Origin of the sequence: Citrobacter amalonaticus (assembly GCF_001559075.2) — a bacterium.
Taxonomy (GTDB): Bacteria; Pseudomonadota; Gammaproteobacteria; order Enterobacterales; family Enterobacteriaceae; genus Citrobacter_A; species Citrobacter_A amalonaticus_F.
Map to the genome: position 1 here is coordinate 448,825 of NZ_CP014015.2, position 18,802 is coordinate 467,626.

Here is an 18,802-nt window from a genome sequence, read left to right on the forward strand (position 1 = left end):
CTTTCACAGCATAAAGATGAACGAAATCGTGCTTTTTGCTGTTTTTTCGAACATTTCCGAACTGTTCTGTGTGCGATAACCCGGTAAGATACCCGTGTTCGCTTAGGACTTATACGAAAAGGAGCATGTCCTGACTATGGTGTCATCATCTGTCACTGCACCACGCAGCGGTTTTTACTACTTTGCTCAGGGATGGAAACTGGTTTCGCAACCGGGGATCCGTCGCTATGTCATTTTACCGCTACTGGTAAACATCCTGCTAATGGGCAGTGCGTTCTGGTGGCTGTTCACACAGCTGGATGTCTGGATCCCGTCGCTCATGAGTCACGTCCCGGACTGGCTGCAATGGCTGAGCTATCTGCTGTGGCCTGTCGCGGTCATCTCTGTGCTGCTGGTGTTTGGCTATTTTTTCTCGACCCTGGCCAACTGGATTGCCGCGCCGTTTAACGGGCTGCTGGCGGAGCAACTGGAAGCGCGGTTGACGGGCGCTACGCCGCCGGACACGGGCGTTCTGGGGATCATGAAAGATGTGCCGCGGATTATGAAACGCGAATGGCAAAAGCTCGCCTGGTATCTGCCGCGCGCCATTGTACTGCTGATCCTATACTTTATTCCCGGCATCGGGCAAACCCTCGCCCCCGTACTATGGTTCCTGTTCAGCGCCTGGATGCTGGCCATTCAGTATTGCGATTACCCTTTTGACAACCATAAAGTGCCGTTTAAAGAGATGCGCACCGCCCTGCGCAGCCGTAAAGTCATCAATATGCAGTTTGGTGCGCTTACCAGCTTGTTTACCCTGATCCCGGTGCTTAATCTCTTCATCATGCCGGTGGCGGTTTGTGGCGCCACGGCGATGTGGGTGGATTGCTATCGTGCTAAACATGCGTTATGGAAGTAATGCAAAAATGTGTAAACGAGAGGTGGCTTATGCCACCTCTTATTCCATACTGATACCCATTATTTCTCCATAGCATATAGATATGCGAAATCCTTACTTCCCCATATTCGTCTGAAGGGTATGCTGGGAAGGTATCCCAATTTCATACAGTTAAGGACAGGCCATGAGTAAGATTTTTGAAGACAACTCGCTGACTATCGGTCATACGCCGCTGGTTCGACTGAACCGTATCGGTAACGGACGCATTCTGGCGAAGGTGGAATCACGTAACCCAAGCTTCAGCGTGAAATGCCGTATTGGTGCCAACATGATTTGGGATGCTGAAAAACGCGGCGTGCTGAAACCGGGCGTCGAGCTGGTTGAACCCACCAGCGGCAACACCGGTATCGCGCTGGCCTATGTCGCTGCGGCTCGTGGTTACAAGCTGACGCTGACCATGCCGGAAACCATGAGTATCGAACGTCGCAAACTGTTGAAAGCGCTGGGCGCCAATCTGGTGCTGACCGAAGGCGCAAAAGGCATGAAAGGCGCGATTCAGAAAGCGGAAGAAATCGTCGCCAGCGATCCGGCAAAATATCTGCTGCTTCAGCAGTTCAGCAACCCGGCTAACCCGGAAATTCACGAAAAAACCACCGGTCCGGAAATCTGGGAAGATACCGACGGCCAGGTTGACGTTTTCATCTCCGGCGTGGGGACTGGCGGTACGCTGACCGGCGTCACCCGCTATATTAAAGGCACCAAAGGCAAAACCGACCTGATTACCGTTGCCGTTGAGCCAACGGATTCCCCGGTTATCGCGCAGGCGCTGGCAGGTGAAGAGCTGAAGCCAGGTCCGCACAAAATTCAGGGTATCGGTGCCGGTTTCATTCCGGGCAACCTGGATCTGAAACTGATCGATAAAGTGGTCGCCATCACCAACGAAGAGGCGATCTCCACCGCCCGCCGCCTGATGGAAGAGGAAGGCATTCTTGCCGGTATCTCCTCCGGAGCCGCAGTGGCTGCCGCCCTTAAGCTTCAGGAAGATGAAACCTTTACCAATAAGAATATTGTGGTTATCCTACCGTCATCGGGTGAGCGTTATCTGAGCACAGCACTGTTTGCCGATCTCTTCACAGAGAAAGAATTGCAACAGTAATGCCAGCATGTTAAAAACGCGTAAAAAAGCACCTTTTCAGGTGCTTTTTTGTGGCCTGCTTCAAACTTTCACCCCACCTGCCATTGCTTCACCCCGCCAGGTCTGGTATTTAACCTGATTAATTATTTTGAAGCGCGAAATTAATCGTTACAGGAAAACTGCTGGCTGAATCGATTTTATGATTTGGTTCAAGTATTGATTTAGCGGCATAATGTTTAATGACGAGCGAAACGTCAGCGGCCAGAGGTTGACTGCAACGGATTGCGTAAAACACCTGGTGTGTCGCGCCCGTTTACGCCGGCGCTATCAATACAGGCTAAAGTCAAACCGCCAGGCTAGACTTTAGTTCCACAACACTAAACCTATAAGTTGGGGAAATACAATGTTCCAGCAAGAAGTTACCATTACCGCTCCGAACGGTCTGCACACCCGCCCTGCTGCTCAGTTTGTTAAAGAAGCGAAAGGCTTCACTTCTGAGATTACTGTGACTTCCAACGGCAAAAGCGCCAGCGCGAAAAGCCTGTTTAAACTGCAAACTCTGGGTCTGACTCAGGGTACCGTCGTTACCATCTCTGCAGAAGGTGAAGACGAGCAGAAAGCCGTAGAACATCTGGTTAAGCTGATGGCGGAACTGGAATAAGTTTTTCCGGGTTCTTTTAAAAATCAGTCACAAGTAAGGTAGGGTTATGATTTCAGGCATTTTAGCATCCCCGGGTATCGCTTTCGGCAAAGCACTTTTGTTGAAAGAAGACGAAATCGTCATTGACCGGAAAAAAGTTTCTGCCGACAAGGTTGATCAGGAAGTTGAACGTTTTCTGAGCGGTCGTGCCAAGGCATCTGCACAGTTAGAAGCGATCAAAACGAAAGCTGGTGAAACGTTCGGTGAAGAAAAAGAAGCCATTTTCGAAGGGCATATTATGCTACTCGAAGATGAGGAGCTGGAGCAGGAAATCATAGCCCTGATTAAAGATAAACACATGACGGCTGACGCAGCTGCGCATGAAATTATCGAAGGTCAGGCCACTGCCCTGGAAGAACTGGATGATGAATACCTGAAAGAACGTGCGGCTGACGTACGTGACATCGGTAAGCGCCTGCTGCGCAACATCCTCGGGCTGGCAATTATTGACCTGAGCGCCATTCAGGACGAAGTGATCCTGGTTGCCGCTGACCTGACCCCGTCCGAAACCGCACAGCTGAACCTGCAGAAAGTGCTGGGTTTCATTACTGACGTGGGCGGTCGCACTTCCCACACCTCTATCATGGCGCGTTCTCTGGAACTGCCAGCCATCGTGGGTACCGGTAGCGTCACCTCTCAGGTGAAAAACGATGATTATCTGATTCTGGATGCCGTAAACAACCAGGTTTACGTCAACCCGACCAACGAAGAAATTGAAAAACTGCGCGCCGTTCAGGAGCAAGTTGCCACTGAAAAAGCGGAACTGGCTAAACTGAAAGACCTGCCAGCCATCACTCTGGATGGCCATCAGGTTGAAGTGTGCGCCAACATCGGTACCGTGCGTGACGTTGAAGGCGCAGAACGCAACGGTGCGGAAGGCGTTGGTCTGTACCGTACTGAATTCCTGTTTATGGATCGCGACGCGCTGCCGACTGAAGAAGAACAGTTTGCGGCTTACAAAGCCGTGGCTGAAGCCTGTGGCTCTCAGGCGGTGATCGTGCGTACCATGGACATCGGCGGCGACAAAGAACTGCCGTACATGAACTTCCCGAAAGAAGAAAACCCGTTCCTGGGCTGGCGTGCCGTGCGTATCGCGATGGATCGTAAAGAGATCCTGCGCGATCAGGTTCGCGCTATCCTGCGCGCGTCTGCTTTCGGCAAACTGCGCATTATGTTCCCGATGATCATCTCTGTTGAAGAAGTCCGCGCGCTGCGCAAAGAGATTGAAATCTACAAACAGGAACTGCGTGACGAAGGTAAAGCATTTGACGAAACCATTGAGATTGGCGTGATGGTGGAAACACCGGCTGCGGCAACAATTGCTCGTCATTTAGCCAAAGAAGTTGATTTCTTTAGTATCGGCACCAATGATTTAACGCAGTACACTCTGGCAGTTGACCGTGGTAATGATATGATTTCACATCTCTACCAGCCAATGTCGCCATCTGTCCTCACATTGATCAAGCAAGTTATTGATGCTTCTCATGCTGAAGGTAAATGGACTGGCATGTGTGGTGAGCTTGCAGGCGACGAACGTGCTACACTTCTGTTGCTGGGGATGGGTCTGGACGAATTCTCTATGAGCGCCATTTCTATCCCGCGCATTAAGAAGATTATCCGTAACACGAACTTCGAAGATGCGAAGGTGTTAGCAGAGCAGGCTCTTGCTCAACCGACAACGGACGAGTTAATGACGCTGGTTAACAAGTTCATTGAAGAAAAAACAATCTGCTAATCCACGAGATGCGGCCCAATTTACTGCTTAGGAGAAGATCATGGGTTTGTTCGATAAACTGAAGTCTCTGGTTTCTGATGATAAGAAAGACACCGGAACTATTGAGATTGTTGCACCGCTCTCTGGCGAGATCGTCAACATCGAAGACGTACCGGATGTCGTTTTTGCTGAAAAAATCGTGGGTGATGGCATCGCTATCAAACCAACCGGTAATAAGATGGTTGCACCGGTTGACGGTACCATCGGCAAAATCTTTGAGACCAACCATGCGTTCTCTATCGAATCCGATAACGGTATCGAACTGTTTGTTCACTTCGGTATCGACACCGTTGAGCTGAAAGGCGAAGGCTTCAAGCGTATCGCTGAAGAAGGCCAGCGTGTGAAAGTGGGTGACCCGGTTATTGAATTCGATCTGCCGCTGCTGGAAGAAAAAGCCAAGTCAACCCTGACTCCGGTTGTTATCTCCAACATGGACGAAATCAAAGAACTGATCAAACTGTCCGGTAGCGTGACTGTGGGTGAAACCCCGGTTATCCGCATCAAGAAATAATTCTTGCCGCAGGAAAAAATGGCGCCAGATGGCGCCATTTTTTTATCTACCGGATGGCAAAATCCGCCTGATAAGGCGTTCCCGCCGCCATCCGGCATCGGTACCAGGGTCACAATGGCGAGGTCACCGGGCGATAACACTTTTCACGCATCAGGATTTTCATCCCTTCCGGTCCACTCTCCAGCATCCGCTTTTCTGAATCAGAAACCAGCAGTTCGCACTGATAGCCACCCGTGATGCCAAACATCGCGCGCGCCACGCAGATATCTTCCAGCGCATTCAGCCCGCTGGTTTCAAAATGCCCCACAATGCGCCCTTGCTGGCGAACCACCAACCGATAACTCTTCATCGCGCCTCCCCTGCCGGAGGCAGTATCAGTTCGTCACATCCGCATTGCTGCGTCCAGGTCATCACCGCCAGCACGCGTTCTGCGGCCTGTTGCGTTGCCTGCGTCAGCGATTTCCCCAGCACAATGCCGCTAATCAACTCGGCACAAAACAGATCGCCGGTCCCTTTCAGATCGGTTTCTACCCGCGGATGCTCAATCACATCCAGCGTTTGGGCCGTCACTACCGCCACATTGATGGTTTCACTGTCCTGTCCAGGCGCGCTGGTGATCACAATCCACTTCAGCGTGTCGGTCAGCAGCGATCTCGCCGCGACGACAGCGTCCTCCAGCGTGCGGCACGGCATACCGCTGAGCATCTCCAGTTCGAAGACATTCGGCGTCAGCCCCTGCGCCAGCGGCAACAGGTGATGTCGATAGGCATCCGGTATCTCGGCTTTCACATACATTCCGCTGTCGGTATCGCCAATCACCGGATCGACCAGGACAGGAATATCAGGATGCGTTTTACGAACGTCTTGCAACCATTGCGCCAGCAGGGCGATTTGTTCCGCGCTGCCCATATAACCGGTGGTCACGGCCTTTAACTCGCGCAGCGCATCACGCTCGCTTAACGCCAGCAAATAACCACGGAACCAGTCAGCCGGAATGACGCCCCCATAGAACGTGTCATAGTGCGGAGTATTACTGAACAGGACGGTAGGCACCGCCGTCACCCGCAAACCCTTTGCTTTGATGGCTGGCACAGCGATGCTATTGCCGACGCTGCCATACACCACCTGTGACTGAACGGCGACAATATCGGTCTGCAACGCCCGATGCTTATCGTCGAAGAGCACTGACTGAATATCACTCTCCTGCCCCATAGACTTCTCCTCTCACTGGACAGCGGGCGGGTGCCTCACTATTATCGTCATATGCTAAAATTCATTTTGTCATAGGTCAATAATGATCGACGGAAAAACCGCCAGCGAAATCTTTGACAGTATACGTCAGCACGTCACCAGCGGCGTGTTGCCTGCGGGTGAAACACTGCCGCCGGTACGGGAACTGGCTGTGCAACTCAATGTGAATCGCAATACTGTTGCAGCGGCCTACAAACGCCTGGTGACATCCGGACTGGCGCAAAGTCGTGGCCGCAATGGCACCGTTATTAAAAGCGCCTCGACGCCCATCGCGCGCGAAGGCGGCGACCCGCACACGCCGCTTCACGATCTCTCCAGCGGAAATCCTGACCCGGCTCGCCTGCCGGACCTGAGCCGTTACTTTGCAAAATGTCATCACGGCCACCGCCTGTACGGTGACGCGCCGGTTTCCCCGGAGCTAAAGCGCTGGGCCACGCAGTGGATGCAGGATGCCGTTCCCGCTGCGGGTGAAATTGATATCACCAGCGGCGCAATTGACGCCATTGAACGCCTGCTGAGCGCCCATCTGCTGCCCGGTGACAGCGTGGTGGTTGAGGACCCGTGCTTTTTAAGCAGTATCAATATGCTGCGATACGCCGGATTCAGCGCCAGCCCGGTGAGCGTCGATAGCGAAGGAATGCAACCGGAGGGGCTCGAACAGGCGCTGAGTAAAGGCGCCCGGGCAGTGATCGTAACACCTCGGGCGCACAACCCGACGGGATGCAGTTTAAGCGCCGCACGCGCGGGCGCATTACAGGCAATCCTGGCGCGATACCCACAGGTGCTGGTGATTGTTGACGACCACTTTGCCCTGCTTTCTGCCTCCGCGTGGCATCCGGTGATTGCGGCGGAAACGCTCCACTGGTCGATCGTTCGCTCAATGTCGAAAACGCTGGGACCAGACCTGCGTCTTGCCATTGTCGCCAGCGATCCCGCGACGTCGGCAAAATTACGCCTGCGTCTTAACGCCGGCAGCCAGTGGGTTAGCCATATTTTGCAGGATCTGGTTTACACCTGTCTGGCAGACCCCGTCTGGCAGCATACGCTCGCCGAATCCCGCCAGTTTTACGCCGATCAGCAGCGTAAACTGGCGAAGGCGCTGCACGCACAAGGCATCAACAGCGTTTTCCCCGGCGATGGTCTGAACCTGTGGCTACCGCTTGCCGAAACCCGCCAGAACGTTGCATTCGCACTGGCGAAATCCGGTTGGCTGGTGCGTGAAGGCGACGCTTTCGGCGTTAACACGCCCGCGCAGGGTCTGCGTATCACCCTTTCCACACTCAATGACAACGATATCAACCGCCTGGCCGCCCATCTTCATCAGGCGCTGAGCCAATAACAGGAGATCATCCGTGCACGTCCATTTTATTATTCACGAATCATTTGAATCAGCAGGCGCTTATTTGCCATGGGCTGAAACGCGCGGTCACCACATCACCTGGACCCGCGTCTACGACAACGAACCGGTTCCGGCTAACGCCGATGGCTTTGAGATGCTGGTCGTGTTTGGCGGCCCGCAGTCACCGCGCACCACGCTTGCGGAGTGCCCTTATTTTGACTCAAAGGCTGAACAACACCTGATCAACCAGGCCATCTCGGCGGGTCGGATTGTGGTCGGGATCTGTCTGGGTTCGCAGTTGATTGGCGAAGCGCTGGGAGCAAGGGTCTGCCAGAGCCCGGAAAAAGAGATTGGTCACTATCCCATTACGCTGACCGAAGCAGGAAAACAGCATCCGTTGCTTGCTCACTTCGGCTCTCCGCTGACGGTTGGTCACTGGCATAACGACATGCCAGGGCTTACCGATCAGGCCACGGTGCTTGCCGCCAGCGTCGGCTGCCCACGGCAGATCGTGCAATATGGCAATTTTGTCTACGGCTTCCAGTGCCACATGGAATTTACCGCCGAGGCGGTGGAGGGGCTGATTCAACACTCTGAGCAAGAGCTGGCGGAAGCCAAAGGGAAGCGCTTTATTCGCTCGAATGCGGAAATGCGCGAATGGGATTATAAGGAAATGAATGAAAAACTCTGGCAGTTCCTCGATCTGTTGGTGAAAAAACGTCAGGGTTAACCGCATGCCCGGTCATCGCCGGGCAATGTGATTAAATCCCCGCGCCCTGACTGAAGTGCTCTTCGCCAAACACGCCGGTAGAGAGATAGCGATCGCCGCGATCGCAAATAATCGCCACTACCACCGCGCCCGGATTTGCTTTCGCAATCCGTATCGCACCAGCGACCGCGCCGCCTGAGCTGACGCCACAGAAGATCCCTTCACGTACCGCCAGTTCACGCATGGTGTTCTCCGCGTCTCGCTGGTGAATATCCACGACCTGATCGACAAGCTGAGCATTAAAAATGCCCGGCATGTATTCCGCTGGCCAGCGACGAATCCCCGGAATGCTGCTGCCCTCTTCCGGTTGCAAGCCCACAATAGCGACCGCGCTGGCCTGCTCACGCAGAAAGCGAGACACCCCGGTGATAGTGCCGGTGGTGCCCATACTGGAAACAAAATGGGTGAGACGTCCGGACGTTTGCCGCCAGATTTCCGGCCCCGTGGTGGTGTAATGCGCGTACGGGTTATCAGGGTTGTTGAACTGGTCCAGCAGCGTGCCTTCGCCGCGCTGAGCCATCTCCAGCGCTAAATCTCGCGCCCCTTCCATTCCCTGCTCTTTGGTCACCAGAATCAGCTCGGCACCGTAGGCGCGCATCGCCGCACGACGCTCCTGGCTCATGTTGTCCGGCATCAGCAGCTTCATGCGATAACCTTTCAGTGCCGCAATCATCGCCAGCGCAATGCCAGTGTTCCCGCTGGTGGCCTCAATTAATACATCACCAGGTTTAATCTCACCGCGCTTTTCCGCTTCAACAATCATCGATAACGCGGCACGATCTTTTACCGATCCTGCTGGATTGTTACCTTCCAGTTTGACCCAAATTTCACTGCCATTATCCGGCGTCAGCCGTTGCAGTTTCACCAGCGGCGTATTGCCAATTGTTTGTTCTAATGTATTCACGTGCGCTGTCCATAAAAAAGCCCGGATCGCGGTGCGCCTCCGGGCGATAAACATACCGATAACCTATCAAGCACTTTGTGCCAGAGCAAGTTCCTCATCACGCGTCTCAATGCGCAGCTCGCCATTGTATAAGCGTGCATTTTGCAGCCCCACAAACAGGCGCTCGCCGCGTACTGGAGCATCGTCCCCCTGCATGACCACGGTCAGCGGGTCGTGATACCACCCGAGCGGCTGCACAACTAATTGGGTGTAGTGGCCTTTCGGGCTGGCTTCAATGACCTGTACCGGCAACGGTGAATCCAGGCTGGTACGGCGGCTGATATCGACTTCCCACGGACGAAGGAACAGGTCGACCGGCCCCTGATACGCGGGCGTATAGCCGAGCGGCCAGCGGTGTGCGCCAACGTGGAACTGCCCACCGCGAATGGTGCCTTGCAGGCGGTTAACTTCCCCCATAAATTCCAGTACAAAGCGGGTCGCCGGTTCACGCCAGACCTGATCCGGCGCATCGGCCTGTTCAATATTGCCCTGACTCATCACCACCACGCGGTCCGCCACTTCGGTGGCCTCTTCCTGATCGTGTGTGACAAAGACGCTGGTGAATTTCAGCTCTTCATGCAGTTGACGCAGCCAGCGGCGCAGCTCTTTACGCACCTGCGCATCGAGGGCGCCGAACGGCTCATCCAGCAGCAGAATTTGCGGTTCAACGGCTAAGGCGCGGGCCAGCGCGACACGCTGTTTTTGTCCACCTGAAAGCTGTGCCGGGAAGCGATCTGCCAGGTGTGCCAGTTGCACCATCTCCAGCAGTGTCGTCACTTTGGCTTTAATCGCCGCCGCATTGGGACGCTCACGACGCGGCAGGACGCTCAGGCCAAAGGCGATATTGTCGAACACCGTCATATGGCGAAACAGCGCGTAGTGCTGAAAGACAAATCCCACCTTACGATCGCGCGCATGCAGGCGGCTGACGTCGGTACCGTGGAAACGAATATGCCCGCTGGACTGATGCTCCAGCCCGGCAATAATGCGCAGCAGCGTGGTTTTACCGGAACCCGACGGCCCCAGCAAGGCAACCATCTGACCTGAAGGAATATCCAGTGAGATATCGTTCAGCACCTGGGTGCGACCAAAAGACTTCTTAATATTGGCAATCTCAATGCTCATGATTTTCCTCCTGTTGCGCGCGTTTTTCCTGATTCTCCAGGCGCCATTGCAACATGCTCTTCAAAAACAGGGTAATAATCGCCATCAGCGTCAATAGCGCCGCAGCGGTAAAGGAGCCAACGGTGTTGTAGTCCTGCTCCAGTAATTCAATCTGTAACGGCAGCGACAGGGTTTCGCCGCGAATTGAGCCGGAAACCACCGACACCGCGCCAAACTCGCCAATCGCACGGGCGTTAGTCAGCACCACGCCATACAACAGCGCCCAGCGAATGTTCGGCAGCGTCACACGTCGGAACATCTGCCAGCCAGATGCGCCCAGCAAAATCGCCGCCTCATCCTCCTGGCTGCCCTGACTGAGCATCACCGGCACCAGTTCACGTACCACAAACGGGCAGGTCACGAAGATGGTGACCAGCACCATCCCCGGCCAGGAGAACATAATTTGCAGGTTATGTTCGTCCAGCCAGCCGCCCAACGGACCGTTGGAGCCGTAAAACAACAGATACACCAGCCCCGCCACCACCGGCGAAACAGCGAAAGGAATATCCAGCAGCGTCAGCAGCAACTGGCGGCCCGGAAAGTTAAAACGGGTGACCAGCCAGGCCAGCAGAATGCCAAACACCAGATTTACCGGCACCGCAATCAGGGCGATCAACACCGTCAACCAGATGGCATGCAGCATATCCGGATCGGCCAGATTCTGTAGTACGGGCATCAGCCCTTTACTGAACGCCTGGACGAAGATGTAGATCATCGGCACCAGCAGGATGAACGCCGACACCAACATGCCGGTGCCAATCAGAAACCATTTTCCCCAGTTGATACGGGGGGCGTCATAACGCTTCAATTGAGTAACTTCCGCCATTAGTGACCTACCACACGTCGGCCAAAGCGACTTTGCAGGGTGTTAATTGAAAACAGCAGCAACAACGATGCCGCGAGGATCACCGAGGCAATTGCGCTGGCGGCAGGGTAATCAAATTCCTGCAAGCGAACAAAAATCATCAGCGAGGTGACTTCCGTTTTCCAGGCGATATTGCCAGCGATGAATATCACTGCGCCGAACTCGCCGAGGCTACGGGTAAACGACAGCGCCACGCCGGCAACCAGCGCTGGTGACAGCTCGGGTAACACCACCTTGCGAAAGCTTTGCAGCCGCGTGGCGCCCAGGGTTTCCGCCGCTTCTTCATACTCCGGGCCTAACTCCTCCAGCACCGGTTGCACGGTACGCACCACAAACGGAATGCTGGTGAACGCCATCGCCACCGCAATGCCAAGCCAGGTGTACGTCACCTTGATATCAAACTTTGCCAGCCATTCGCCGTAGAAACCGTTAACCGAAAACAGCGAAGCCAGCGTCAGACCGGCAACTGCCGTCGGCAGCGCAAACGGCAGGTCCATCAGCGCATCCAGCAGCGTGCGCCCCGGGAAACGATAGCGGGTTAAAATCCACGCCATCAGCAGGCCAAACACACCGTTAAATATCGACGCCACAAACGCCGACAACAGCGTCACCTTATAGGCAGCAACCACCTGCGGATTGGTAATCACATCCCAGTATTGCGCCCAGCTCATCTGCGCCAGTTGCATCACTAACGCACTGAGCGGCAGCAGCAAAATCAGGCACACGAACAGCAGGCTGGTGCCCAGACTTAAGGTAAAGCCGGGCAGTACGCGTCGGGAGGAGACTGCAAACATTACTTACGCCCCGCCGCCAACAGTTTGTCCAGTTCACCACCGCTGGCGAAATGGGTTTTCATCACCTCAGGCCAGGAGCCAAATTTCTCTTCCACGCGGAACAGTTCGGTCTGCGGGAATTTGTCTTTCAGCTTGTCCATCACCTCCGGGTTGTTCACACGGTAGTAGTAGTCTGTGATGATGGTTTGCGCCTGCGGGCTGTACAGCCAGTTCAGATAGGCTTTCGCCGCTTTCTCGGTGCCGTTGGCCTGCACATTTTTATCCACCCAGGCAACCGGGAACTCAGCCAGAATATTGGTTTTCGGGATAACGACTTCAAAACCCTGTGCTTCATACTGTTTGCGAATGTTGTTCACTTCGGACTCAAAGCTAATCAGCACATCGCCCAGTCCACGCTCAGCAAACGTCGTGGTCGCACCGCGACCGCCGGTATCAAACACTTCGACGTTTTTCAGGAACTGGGTCATGAACTGTTCGGTTTTGGCTTTATCGCCGCCGTCCGCGTTATCGGCAGCGCCCCAGGCGGCCAGATACGTGTAACGGGCGTTACCGGAGGTTTTCGGGTTCGGGAAGATCAGCTTCACATCAGAACGGACAAGGTCGTTCCAGTCGCGAATGTTCTTCGGGTTGCCTTTACGTACCAGGAACCCCATCGTGGAGTAAAACGGTGAGCTGTTGTTCGGCAGACGGCTTTGCCAGTCGGCCGGGATCAGCTTGCCTTTGTCATGCAGGATCTGCACGTCAGTCACCTGGTTGTAGGTCACGACGTCGGCTTTCAGTCCCTGTAAAATTGCCAGCGCCTGCTTTGAGGAGCCCGCGTGCGACTGCTTAATCGTCAGCTTATCGCCGCCGTTATCTTTCGCCCACTGCTGTTCAAACGGCGGGTTGAGGGCGGCAAACAGTTCGCGGGAGACGTCGTACGAGCTGTTCAACAGCTCCGTCGCCTGCGCCTGACCGACCAGTAACAGCGACGCCATCAGCGTCAGATATCTTTTTTTCAGTAAGTTAACGGCCATTGCGCACCCTTATAAATTTGATGACTTTCTAATAGCCATAATATTTATAACGAGTGTGAAAGGAGTAACGGTTTTATATACCGTTTACTGATTTGAAAGTTGAAAAGGGAATAAGAGAAACCCCTCCTGATGGTCAGAAGGGGTTGTGCGGTCGTCAGATTCCGACGCTGACGGTCTCCGGCAACGTGCTGCCGCCGTCAATCACGTTCTGCGTCCCCGTGAGATAGCTGGATTCATCAGAGGCGAGGAAGGCGGCCAGTTCACCCACTTCCAGCGGACAGGCCAGTCGACGCAGCGGGATCGCTTTCGCCATCTCAGTCAGCACCGATTCCGGATCGGTCGGATTGGACTGCTGCGCGATGCTTTCCGCCATCGGGGTACGCACGTAGCCCGGGCAAATCGCATTCACGCGAATCCCCGACTGGGCATACTCCACCGCCAGTGATTTGGTCAGCCCGACAATCGCTGCCTTCGACAACGCATAGGCGGTTTCACCCGGATCGGCGACCATATCGCCAGTGACCGAGGACATCATCACGATGCGTCCGTCTTTACGTTTAATCATCTCCGGCAGAACGGCTTTGGTCACGTTCCAGACGCCTTTGATGTTCACATCAATGTGGAAGTCGCGGTCTTCGTCGCTCATGTCGAGGAAGCTTCCCAGACGGCAGACGCCCGCATTGTTGACCAGAATGTCGATGCGGCCTTCCACCTCTTTCGCTTTCTTCAACGCCGCCGCCACAGACGCGGGATCGGTCACATCCGCAATCACAGCCGTACAGCGATGCCCGCGGCCACCCAGTTCGTCCGCCAGCTTTTCAATCTCATCGGAGATATCCAGCAAGATTAAGTTCGCCCCATGCCGGGCAAACACTTTAGCGATGCCTTCGCCAATGCCCTGTGATGCGCCCGTAATCAATGCTGTTTTGCCCGTGAGTTTACCCATTTCAATGCTCTCCTTGTGAATATGAAGTCTCACACTCCATTAACATTGAAAATACAGCAAAAAAGGATACGTGCTGAGGAACAGCTCACTAATTAAGGTAAATCTTAGATAAAAATAATCCCCGCCGGGGCGGGGACGCTATTTTTATGCTGGTCGTATCGACGTGCACTGGCAGAAAGTTACAGTGCCAGCAAACGGTCCAGTGACGGCGCAAAGTAATAGCCGCCGGTTACCGGTTTGGTGAAGCGCAGCATGGCGTCGCGTTTTCCGTCGGTGTCGCCAAACATGCTCAGCAGCTGCTGTTCAATGTTGTGCAGACGCGCACAGTAGGCGCAGAAATAGAGGCCATGGGTGCCGCTGGCGGTGCCGTATGGCAGGCTCTGGCGAACAATTTTCAGCCCTTTGCCGTCTTCTTTCAGATCCACACGGCTCAGGTGCGACGTTACCGGGCGATCGTCGCCATCGATCTCTTCGTTGGCTTCTTTGGTACGCCCGATCATCATCTCCTGATCGTGAATACTCATGCGGTTGAGCTGTTTCAGATTGTGTTCCCAGCGCTGAACAAAGACGTAGCTGCCACCCGCATCCACGCCGTCTTTGATGACCGCCACTTCGCGGCGCGTCTCTTCCCCTGCCGGGTTTTCCGTACCGTCGACAAAGCCGCTGAGATCACGCTCTTCCACCCAACGGAAACCGTGGATCTCTTCCTGGACCTCAATGCAATCGCCGAAGGCTTCCATCGCCGCCTGAGCGACAGAGAAGTTCACATCGTGACGCAGAGAAAGAATGTGGATCAGCACATCGTACTGGGTCGCCGGAGCCAGACCTTTACCGTAAGGGATAAAGTCTTTCAGCTCTTCAGCCCCCACTCCGCCGCTCAGGGCGCGCCAGGTGTTGTTGCCGAAGGCCACGACCGCCCCCAGATGGGCGTCCGGGAATTTCGCTTCGAAGGTCGCCAGTTTATCGGCGAACGCTTTGCTGGCGCCACGCAGGGCATCAACGTCGCCTTTCACATTCGCTTCAATCCAAATCGCCGCACGGCAATGCTCTGGCAAAATGCCACTCTGAACCTGAGACATCATTCCTCCTGAAAAATGAGAATGCCACGCAATCGTGGCATTGATGGGCGTTATTTTACCCTGTTTTTACGTTCGAGGGTTTGTCCAGACGCAAATTAACGACGCCAGATAATTTTGCTCACTTTCCACGTTTTCAGCGTATCGTCCGGCGGCATTAACCCTTCCGGTCCCTTCCATTCGCCGGTAAAGAGATAGCTGATATGTTGACTGCCTTCGGCTTTACATTCTACTGCGCTTTGCTCATCGTGGCTGGCAGGCTGACAATGACCGAACGCTTTGCTGTAGAGGTCGCTGAACGGTGTGCCAATTTCAACGCCTGCGTCGGAAGGAATCTCGCTATCCATGACATCAATGCGGCTGATGTTACCCTGCTCGCCGTGAATGACCATCGCCACCTTGTCGCCGTTCATGGCTTCGAAAAAGCGCACCACATTGCCATTCTCAGTCTTCATGCCGCTACGCAGGCGATAGTCGCCGTCCAGCGCATCAGCAATGGCCTGCTCATTTAGCGGCGTCGATGCCGTGAGTGCGCCAACGCCCTGCTCAGTCACCTCTGTCGATGAACCAAACCAGTTCCACGGATTGGCGGCAGACCAGTTTACCGACGACAGCGTCGAACAGCCGGTCAGCACCAGCGGCATGGCACATAACAATACACGCAGCGATTTCATCTCACTTCCTTTCATTAATGATCAACGTTACCTGGAGTCCGGCTTCACCAAAAAGTTCCGTTATTCTTTTTCCAGGGTAAAACAGGCGCGCATCCGTCGATTTGTCAGCAGCCAGAGAAGCGCCACGATATCGGCGACCACCAGCGACAGGCCAACGCCGTTAACAGGGGAACCATTGAACCACAGAACAGGCTGCCAGCAGAGCAGCGCCACCTGTGCAACAATCAACAGCAGTCGCAATGCCTGCCATAAACGCGGAAAAGTGTAACGTCGCCCGCTCAGCAAAAACGCGATCACAGCAGGAATGCCGGGCAGCAGTCCCAGCCAAAAGGTGCCGTGATCGGGATAAAACAGATTCAGCAGCGCAGTGCCCTGCTCGCGAGAGGAACCGGCGATCACAAACAGCACCCAGGTCCGCGCCTGAAGCAGCAGCACAAACCAGAACAAAAAGGGCAGACGCAAATGGCCGTGGCCGTCGTAATCTGCAGGATGAAACTCAGTATTCTTCATCTTCGATCAGGCGTTTTCCCAGACACAGCACGTCGGAATGCTCATAGCCGAGTCGCTCATACATCCCCAGCACCACGTCGTTATCTTCACGCACCATGATCTGAATCTTCGGGCAACCGCGCGCGATGAGTTTCTTCTCAAGCCGGTTAAGCAGCGCATTGGCGATGCCGCGACCGCGAAATTCCGGGTGCACGCCAAGATAATAAGCCGACCCGCGATGACCGTCGTAGCCGCCCATCACCGTCCCCACCACTTCCCCGTTCACTTCCGCAACGAGAAACAGGCTGACGTCGTGGTTCACCTTCCGCTCGATATCCATTTCCGGGTCATTCCACGGACGCAACAAATCGCAGCGCTCCCAGAGGGTGATCACCTCCTCGAAATCTTCCTGGCGAAAAACGCGTATCTCCATGGTATTGAGGCCCTTTTCAAGGTTAAAACTCCGATTATGGCGCGAACGCCCCATTTAGCCAATATCTGACGCGAAACGGCGGAAAAAATGGCATAATAGCGGATTGTCACGTATTGAAATGAAAAGTAAAACAATTCTCAACATCAAGCGTCGTAACGGATTACGCGATACGATATAACATCGGGATTCTTTTTTTTTACAACTCAGGCCGTATGAGCACTTTTAAACCGCTAAAAACTCTCACATCGCGCCGTCAGGTGCTGAAAGCCGGACTGGCGGCGCTGACATTAACAGGGATGGCGAACGCCACAGCCAAAGAAGCCCCACTGAAAACCAGCAATGGTCACAGCCAGCCTGCCACGAAAAAATCGGGCGGCAAGCGAATTGTCGTGCTGGACCCGGGGCACGGCGGTATCGACACCGGAGCCATTGGCCGCAACGGCTCCAAAGAAAAGCATGTTGTGCTGGCGATTGCGAAAAATGTGCGTTCCATTTTGCGCAGTCAGGGGATCGACTGCCGTCTGACGCGTTCAGGCGACACCTTTATTCCTCTGTACGATCGCGTCGAAATCGCCCACAAGCACGGCGCGGATCTGTTTATGTCGATCCACGCGGACGGCTTTACCAATCCCAGCGCTGCGGGCGCGTCGGTGTTTGCCCTCTCCAATCGCGGAGCCAGTAGCGCGATGGCGAAATACCTTTCCGACCGCGAAAACCGCGCCGATGAAGTCGCCGGCAAGAAAACGACCGACAAAGATCACCTGTTGCAGCAGGTGCTGTTCGATCTGGTACAAACGGATACCATCAAAAACAGCCTGACGCTGGGTTCACATATTCTCAGGAAGATCAAACCCGTACATAAACTGCACAGCCGCAGTACGGAACAGGCGGCGTTTGTGGTGCTAAAATCACCGTCAATTCCCTCGGTGTTGGTGGAAACCTCATTCATCACCAATCCGGAAGAAGAGCGACTGCTGGGCACCACGGCCTTTCGCCAGAAGATTGCCACCGCCATTGCCAACGGCGTGATCAGCTATTTCCACTGGTTTGATAATCAGAAAGCACACTCGAAGAAACGTTAATCATGAAACCCGATGCTCTACGCGTAAAACAGTTCCTGCTGAACCTGCAGGATGCCATTTGCCAGCAACTCACCGCCATTGACGGCGCGGAGTTTGTCGAAGATAGCTGGCAGCGTGACGCGGGCGGCGGCGGACGCAGTCGGGTACTGCGTAACGGCGGCATCTTCGAACAGGCTGGCGTCAATTTTTCTCACGTACACGGTGACGCCATGCCAGCATCGGCCACGGCCCACCGCCCGGAGCTGGCAGGACGCAGCTTTGAAGCGATGGGCGTATCACTGGTCGTGCATCCGCTCAATCCTTATATTCCCACCAGCCATGCCAACGTGCGTTTCTTCATCGCCGAAAAACCGGGTGCCGATCCGGTCTGGTGGTTTGGCGGCGGCTTCGACTTAACGCCCTATTACGGCTTTGAAGAAGACGCCGTTCACTGGCATCGCACCGCGCGCGATCTGTGTCAGCCGTTTGGCGACGAGGTCTATCCGCGTTACAAAAAGTGGTGCGATGACTATTTCTTCCTCAAACATCGCAACGAGCAGCGCGGGATCGGCGGGCTGTTTTTCGACGATCTGAACACGCCGGATTTTGACCACTGTTTCGCCTTTATGCAGGCCGTCGGCCAGGGCTATACCGAAGCGTATCTGCCGATCGTTGAGCGCCGTAAGGCGATGCGCTGGGGTGAGCGTGAGCGTAATTTCCAGCTCTATCGCCGTGGTCGTTACGTAGAATTTAATCTGGTATGGGATCGTGGCACCCTGTTTGGGCTACAGACCGGCGGGCGCACCGAATCGATTCTGATGTCAATGCCGCCGCTGGTGCGTTGGGAATACGACTGGCAGCCGGATGCCGACAGCCCGGAGGCCGCTCTCAGCGATTTTATTCAGGTGCGTGAGTGGGTGTAATTGCCTGATGGCGTCTTACGCCTTATCCGGCCTGGCAATGACATTTCACCCGTAGGCCGGAT

21 protein-coding genes are annotated in these 18,802 nt (G+C 54.7%); 9 read left to right on the forward strand and 12 right to left on the reverse strand.

All coding sequences use genetic code 11. From position 1 onward, the window contains the following. The first annotated feature begins 136 nt into the window (after positions 1–136). From cysZ to crr, 5 genes are all read left to right on the forward strand, one after another. Positions 137–898, forward strand: a complete 762-nt coding sequence (cysZ, locus tag AL479_RS02205; protein WP_061074901.1) for a sulfate transporter CysZ — start codon at positions 137–139, stop codon at positions 896–898. 163 nt (positions 899–1,061) lie between these two features. Further along, entirely contained in the window at positions 1,062–2,033 is a 972-nt protein-coding gene (gene cysK, locus AL479_RS02210) for a cysteine synthase A (RefSeq protein WP_042999909.1), read from the forward strand. Between the two features lie 382 nt (positions 2,034–2,415). After that, a complete protein-coding gene (gene ptsH, locus AL479_RS02220) occupies positions 2,416–2,673 on the forward strand; it encodes a phosphocarrier protein Hpr (RefSeq protein WP_000487600.1) in 258 nt (85 codons plus the stop codon). A gap of 46 nt (positions 2,674–2,719) precedes the next feature. Next, entirely contained in the window at positions 2,720–4,447 is a 1,728-nt protein-coding gene (gene ptsI, locus AL479_RS02225; RefSeq protein ID WP_061074902.1) for a phosphoenolpyruvate-protein phosphotransferase PtsI, read from the forward strand. A gap of 40 nt (positions 4,448–4,487) precedes the next feature. Next, entirely contained in the window at positions 4,488–4,997 is a 510-nt protein-coding gene (gene crr / locus AL479_RS02230) for a PTS glucose transporter subunit IIA (protein ID WP_061074903.1), read from the forward strand. 109 nt (positions 4,998–5,106) lie between these two features. Here the strand turns inward: crr and AL479_RS02235 are convergent, their stop codons facing one another. Together AL479_RS02235 and pdxK are read right to left on the reverse strand one after the other, a co-directional pair. Then, positions 5,107–5,346: a hypothetical protein gene (locus AL479_RS02235; protein ID WP_042999906.1), complete on the reverse strand. Its 240-nt coding sequence runs from the start codon at positions 5,344–5,346 to the stop codon at positions 5,107–5,109. Continuing rightward, positions 5,343–6,209, reverse strand: coding sequence for a pyridoxine/pyridoxal/pyridoxamine kinase (gene pdxK, locus AL479_RS02240; RefSeq protein ID WP_061074904.1), 867 nt, complete (start codon positions 6,207–6,209; stop codon positions 5,343–5,345). Before pdxK ends, AL479_RS02235 begins: the two co-directional genes overlap by 4 nt. Positions 6,210–6,291: 82 nt before the next feature. Here pdxK and ptsJ point away from each other — a divergent pair, with 82 nt between their 5' ends. After that, positions 6,292–7,587, forward strand: a complete 1,296-nt coding sequence (ptsJ, locus tag AL479_RS02245; protein ID WP_061074905.1) for a transcriptional regulator PtsJ — start codon at positions 6,292–6,294, stop codon at positions 7,585–7,587. A 13-nt stretch (positions 7,588–7,600) separates the two neighbouring features. Next, positions 7,601–8,317: a type 1 glutamine amidotransferase gene (locus tag AL479_RS02250; RefSeq protein WP_061074906.1), complete on the forward strand. Its 717-nt coding sequence runs from the start codon at positions 7,601–7,603 to the stop codon at positions 8,315–8,317. A gap of 31 nt (positions 8,318–8,348) precedes the next feature. On the opposite strand, the gene cysM is transcribed toward AL479_RS02250, so the two are convergent. The 10 genes from cysM to AL479_RS02300 form a co-directional block, all read right to left on the reverse strand. Further along, a complete protein-coding gene (cysM, locus tag AL479_RS02255; protein WP_061074907.1) occupies positions 8,349–9,260 on the reverse strand; it encodes a cysteine synthase CysM in 912 nt (303 codons plus the stop codon). Between the two features lie 66 nt (positions 9,261–9,326). Beyond that, the gene (cysA, locus tag AL479_RS02260; protein ID WP_061074908.1) at positions 9,327–10,424 is read right to left on the reverse strand and encodes a sulfate/thiosulfate ABC transporter ATP-binding protein CysA; all 1,098 of its coding nucleotides are present in this window, start codon (positions 10,422–10,424) and stop codon (positions 9,327–9,329) included. Next, on the reverse strand, positions 10,414–11,289 hold the full coding sequence (cysW, locus tag AL479_RS02265) for a sulfate/thiosulfate ABC transporter permease CysW (protein WP_061074909.1): 876 nt from the start codon (positions 11,287–11,289) through the stop codon (positions 10,414–10,416). The genes cysA and cysW overlap by 11 nt, the downstream gene beginning before the upstream one ends. After that, positions 11,289–12,122 carry a sulfate/thiosulfate ABC transporter permease CysT gene (gene cysT, locus AL479_RS02270; RefSeq protein ID WP_061074910.1) on the reverse strand — a complete coding sequence of 278 codons (834 nt, stop codon included), beginning with the start codon at positions 12,120–12,122 and terminating at the stop codon, positions 11,289–11,291. The genes cysW and cysT overlap by 1 nt, the downstream gene beginning before the upstream one ends. Then, entirely contained in the window at positions 12,122–13,138 is a 1,017-nt protein-coding gene (gene cysP, locus AL479_RS02275; protein ID WP_061074911.1) for a thiosulfate/sulfate ABC transporter substrate-binding protein CysP, read from the reverse strand. Before cysP ends, cysT begins: the two co-directional genes overlap by 1 nt. A 154-nt stretch (positions 13,139–13,292) precedes the next feature. Continuing rightward, positions 13,293–14,084: an SDR family oxidoreductase UcpA gene (gene ucpA / locus AL479_RS02280; RefSeq protein WP_061074912.1), complete on the reverse strand. Its 792-nt coding sequence runs from the start codon at positions 14,082–14,084 to the stop codon at positions 13,293–13,295. Between the two features lie 179 nt (positions 14,085–14,263). Further along, the gene (gene yfeX / locus AL479_RS02285; RefSeq protein WP_061074913.1) at positions 14,264–15,163 is read right to left on the reverse strand and encodes a porphyrinogen peroxidase; all 900 of its coding nucleotides are present in this window, start codon (positions 15,161–15,163) and stop codon (positions 14,264–14,266) included. A 95-nt stretch (positions 15,164–15,258) separates the two neighbouring features. After that, positions 15,259–15,834, reverse strand: a complete 576-nt coding sequence (locus tag AL479_RS02290) for an RpoE-regulated lipoprotein (protein ID WP_061074914.1) — start codon at positions 15,832–15,834, stop codon at positions 15,259–15,261. 60 nt (positions 15,835–15,894) lie between these two features. Beyond that, positions 15,895–16,344 carry a DUF2919 domain-containing protein gene (locus tag AL479_RS02295; RefSeq protein ID WP_061074915.1) on the reverse strand — a complete coding sequence of 150 codons (450 nt, stop codon included), beginning with the start codon at positions 16,342–16,344 and terminating at the stop codon, positions 15,895–15,897. After that, positions 16,331–16,756 (reverse strand): GNAT family acetyltransferase, encoded by a 426-nt coding sequence (locus AL479_RS02300; protein WP_042317665.1) that lies wholly within the window; start codon positions 16,754–16,756, stop codon positions 16,331–16,333. Before AL479_RS02300 ends, AL479_RS02295 begins: the two co-directional genes overlap by 14 nt. Before the next feature lie 212 nt (positions 16,757–16,968). Between AL479_RS02300 and amiA the strand changes: the two genes are divergently transcribed. Then, positions 16,969–17,838 (forward strand): N-acetylmuramoyl-L-alanine amidase AmiA, encoded by an 870-nt coding sequence (amiA, locus tag AL479_RS02305; protein WP_061074916.1) that lies wholly within the window; start codon positions 16,969–16,971, stop codon positions 17,836–17,838. Positions 17,839–17,840: 2 nt separating this feature from the next. Next, positions 17,841–18,740 (forward strand): oxygen-dependent coproporphyrinogen oxidase, encoded by a 900-nt coding sequence (gene hemF, locus AL479_RS02310; protein ID WP_061074917.1) that lies wholly within the window; start codon positions 17,841–17,843, stop codon positions 18,738–18,740. Positions 18,741–18,802: the final 62 nt, after the last annotated feature.

Coding starts and splice junctions, on each gene's coding strand:
- cysZ (WP_061074901.1), top strand. CDS start 137: ATGGTGTCATCATCTGTCACTGCACCACGCAGCGGTTTTTACTACTTT.
- cysK (WP_042999909.1), top strand. CDS start 1,062: ATGAGTAAGATTTTTGAAGACAACTCGCTGACTATCGGTCATACGCCG.
- ptsH (WP_000487600.1), top strand. CDS start 2,416: ATGTTCCAGCAAGAAGTTACCATTACCGCTCCGAACGGTCTGCACACC.
- ptsI (WP_061074902.1), top strand. CDS start 2,720: ATGATTTCAGGCATTTTAGCATCCCCGGGTATCGCTTTCGGCAAAGCA.
- crr (WP_061074903.1), top strand. CDS start 4,488: ATGGGTTTGTTCGATAAACTGAAGTCTCTGGTTTCTGATGATAAGAAA.
- AL479_RS02235 (WP_042999906.1), bottom strand. CDS start 5,346: ATGAAGAGTTATCGGTTGGTGGTTCGCCAGCAAGGGCGCATTGTGGGG.
- pdxK (WP_061074904.1), bottom strand. CDS start 6,209: ATGGGGCAGGAGAGTGATATTCAGTCAGTGCTCTTCGACGATAAGCAT.
- ptsJ (WP_061074905.1), top strand. CDS start 6,292: ATGATCGACGGAAAAACCGCCAGCGAAATCTTTGACAGTATACGTCAG.
- cysA (WP_061074908.1), bottom strand. CDS start 10,424: ATGAGCATTGAGATTGCCAATATTAAGAAGTCTTTTGGTCGCACCCAG.
- cysW (WP_061074909.1), bottom strand. CDS start 11,289: ATGGCGGAAGTTACTCAATTGAAGCGTTATGACGCCCCCCGTATCAAC.
- cysT (WP_061074910.1), bottom strand. CDS start 12,122: ATGTTTGCAGTCTCCTCCCGACGCGTACTGCCCGGCTTTACCTTAAGT.
- cysP (WP_061074911.1), bottom strand. CDS start 13,138: ATGGCCGTTAACTTACTGAAAAAAAGATATCTGACGCTGATGGCGTCG.
- ucpA (WP_061074912.1), bottom strand. CDS start 14,084: ATGGGTAAACTCACGGGCAAAACAGCATTGATTACGGGCGCATCACAG.
- yfeX (WP_061074913.1), bottom strand. CDS start 15,163: ATGTCTCAGGTTCAGAGTGGCATTTTGCCAGAGCATTGCCGTGCGGCG.
- AL479_RS02290 (WP_061074914.1), bottom strand. CDS start 15,834: ATGAAATCGCTGCGTGTATTGTTATGTGCCATGCCGCTGGTGCTGACC.
- AL479_RS02295 (WP_061074915.1), bottom strand. CDS start 16,344: ATGAAGAATACTGAGTTTCATCCTGCAGATTACGACGGCCACGGCCAT.
- AL479_RS02300 (WP_042317665.1), bottom strand. CDS start 16,756: ATGGAGATACGCGTTTTTCGCCAGGAAGATTTCGAGGAGGTGATCACC.
- amiA (WP_061074916.1), top strand. CDS start 16,969: ATGAGCACTTTTAAACCGCTAAAAACTCTCACATCGCGCCGTCAGGTG.
- hemF (WP_061074917.1), top strand. CDS start 17,841: ATGAAACCCGATGCTCTACGCGTAAAACAGTTCCTGCTGAACCTGCAG.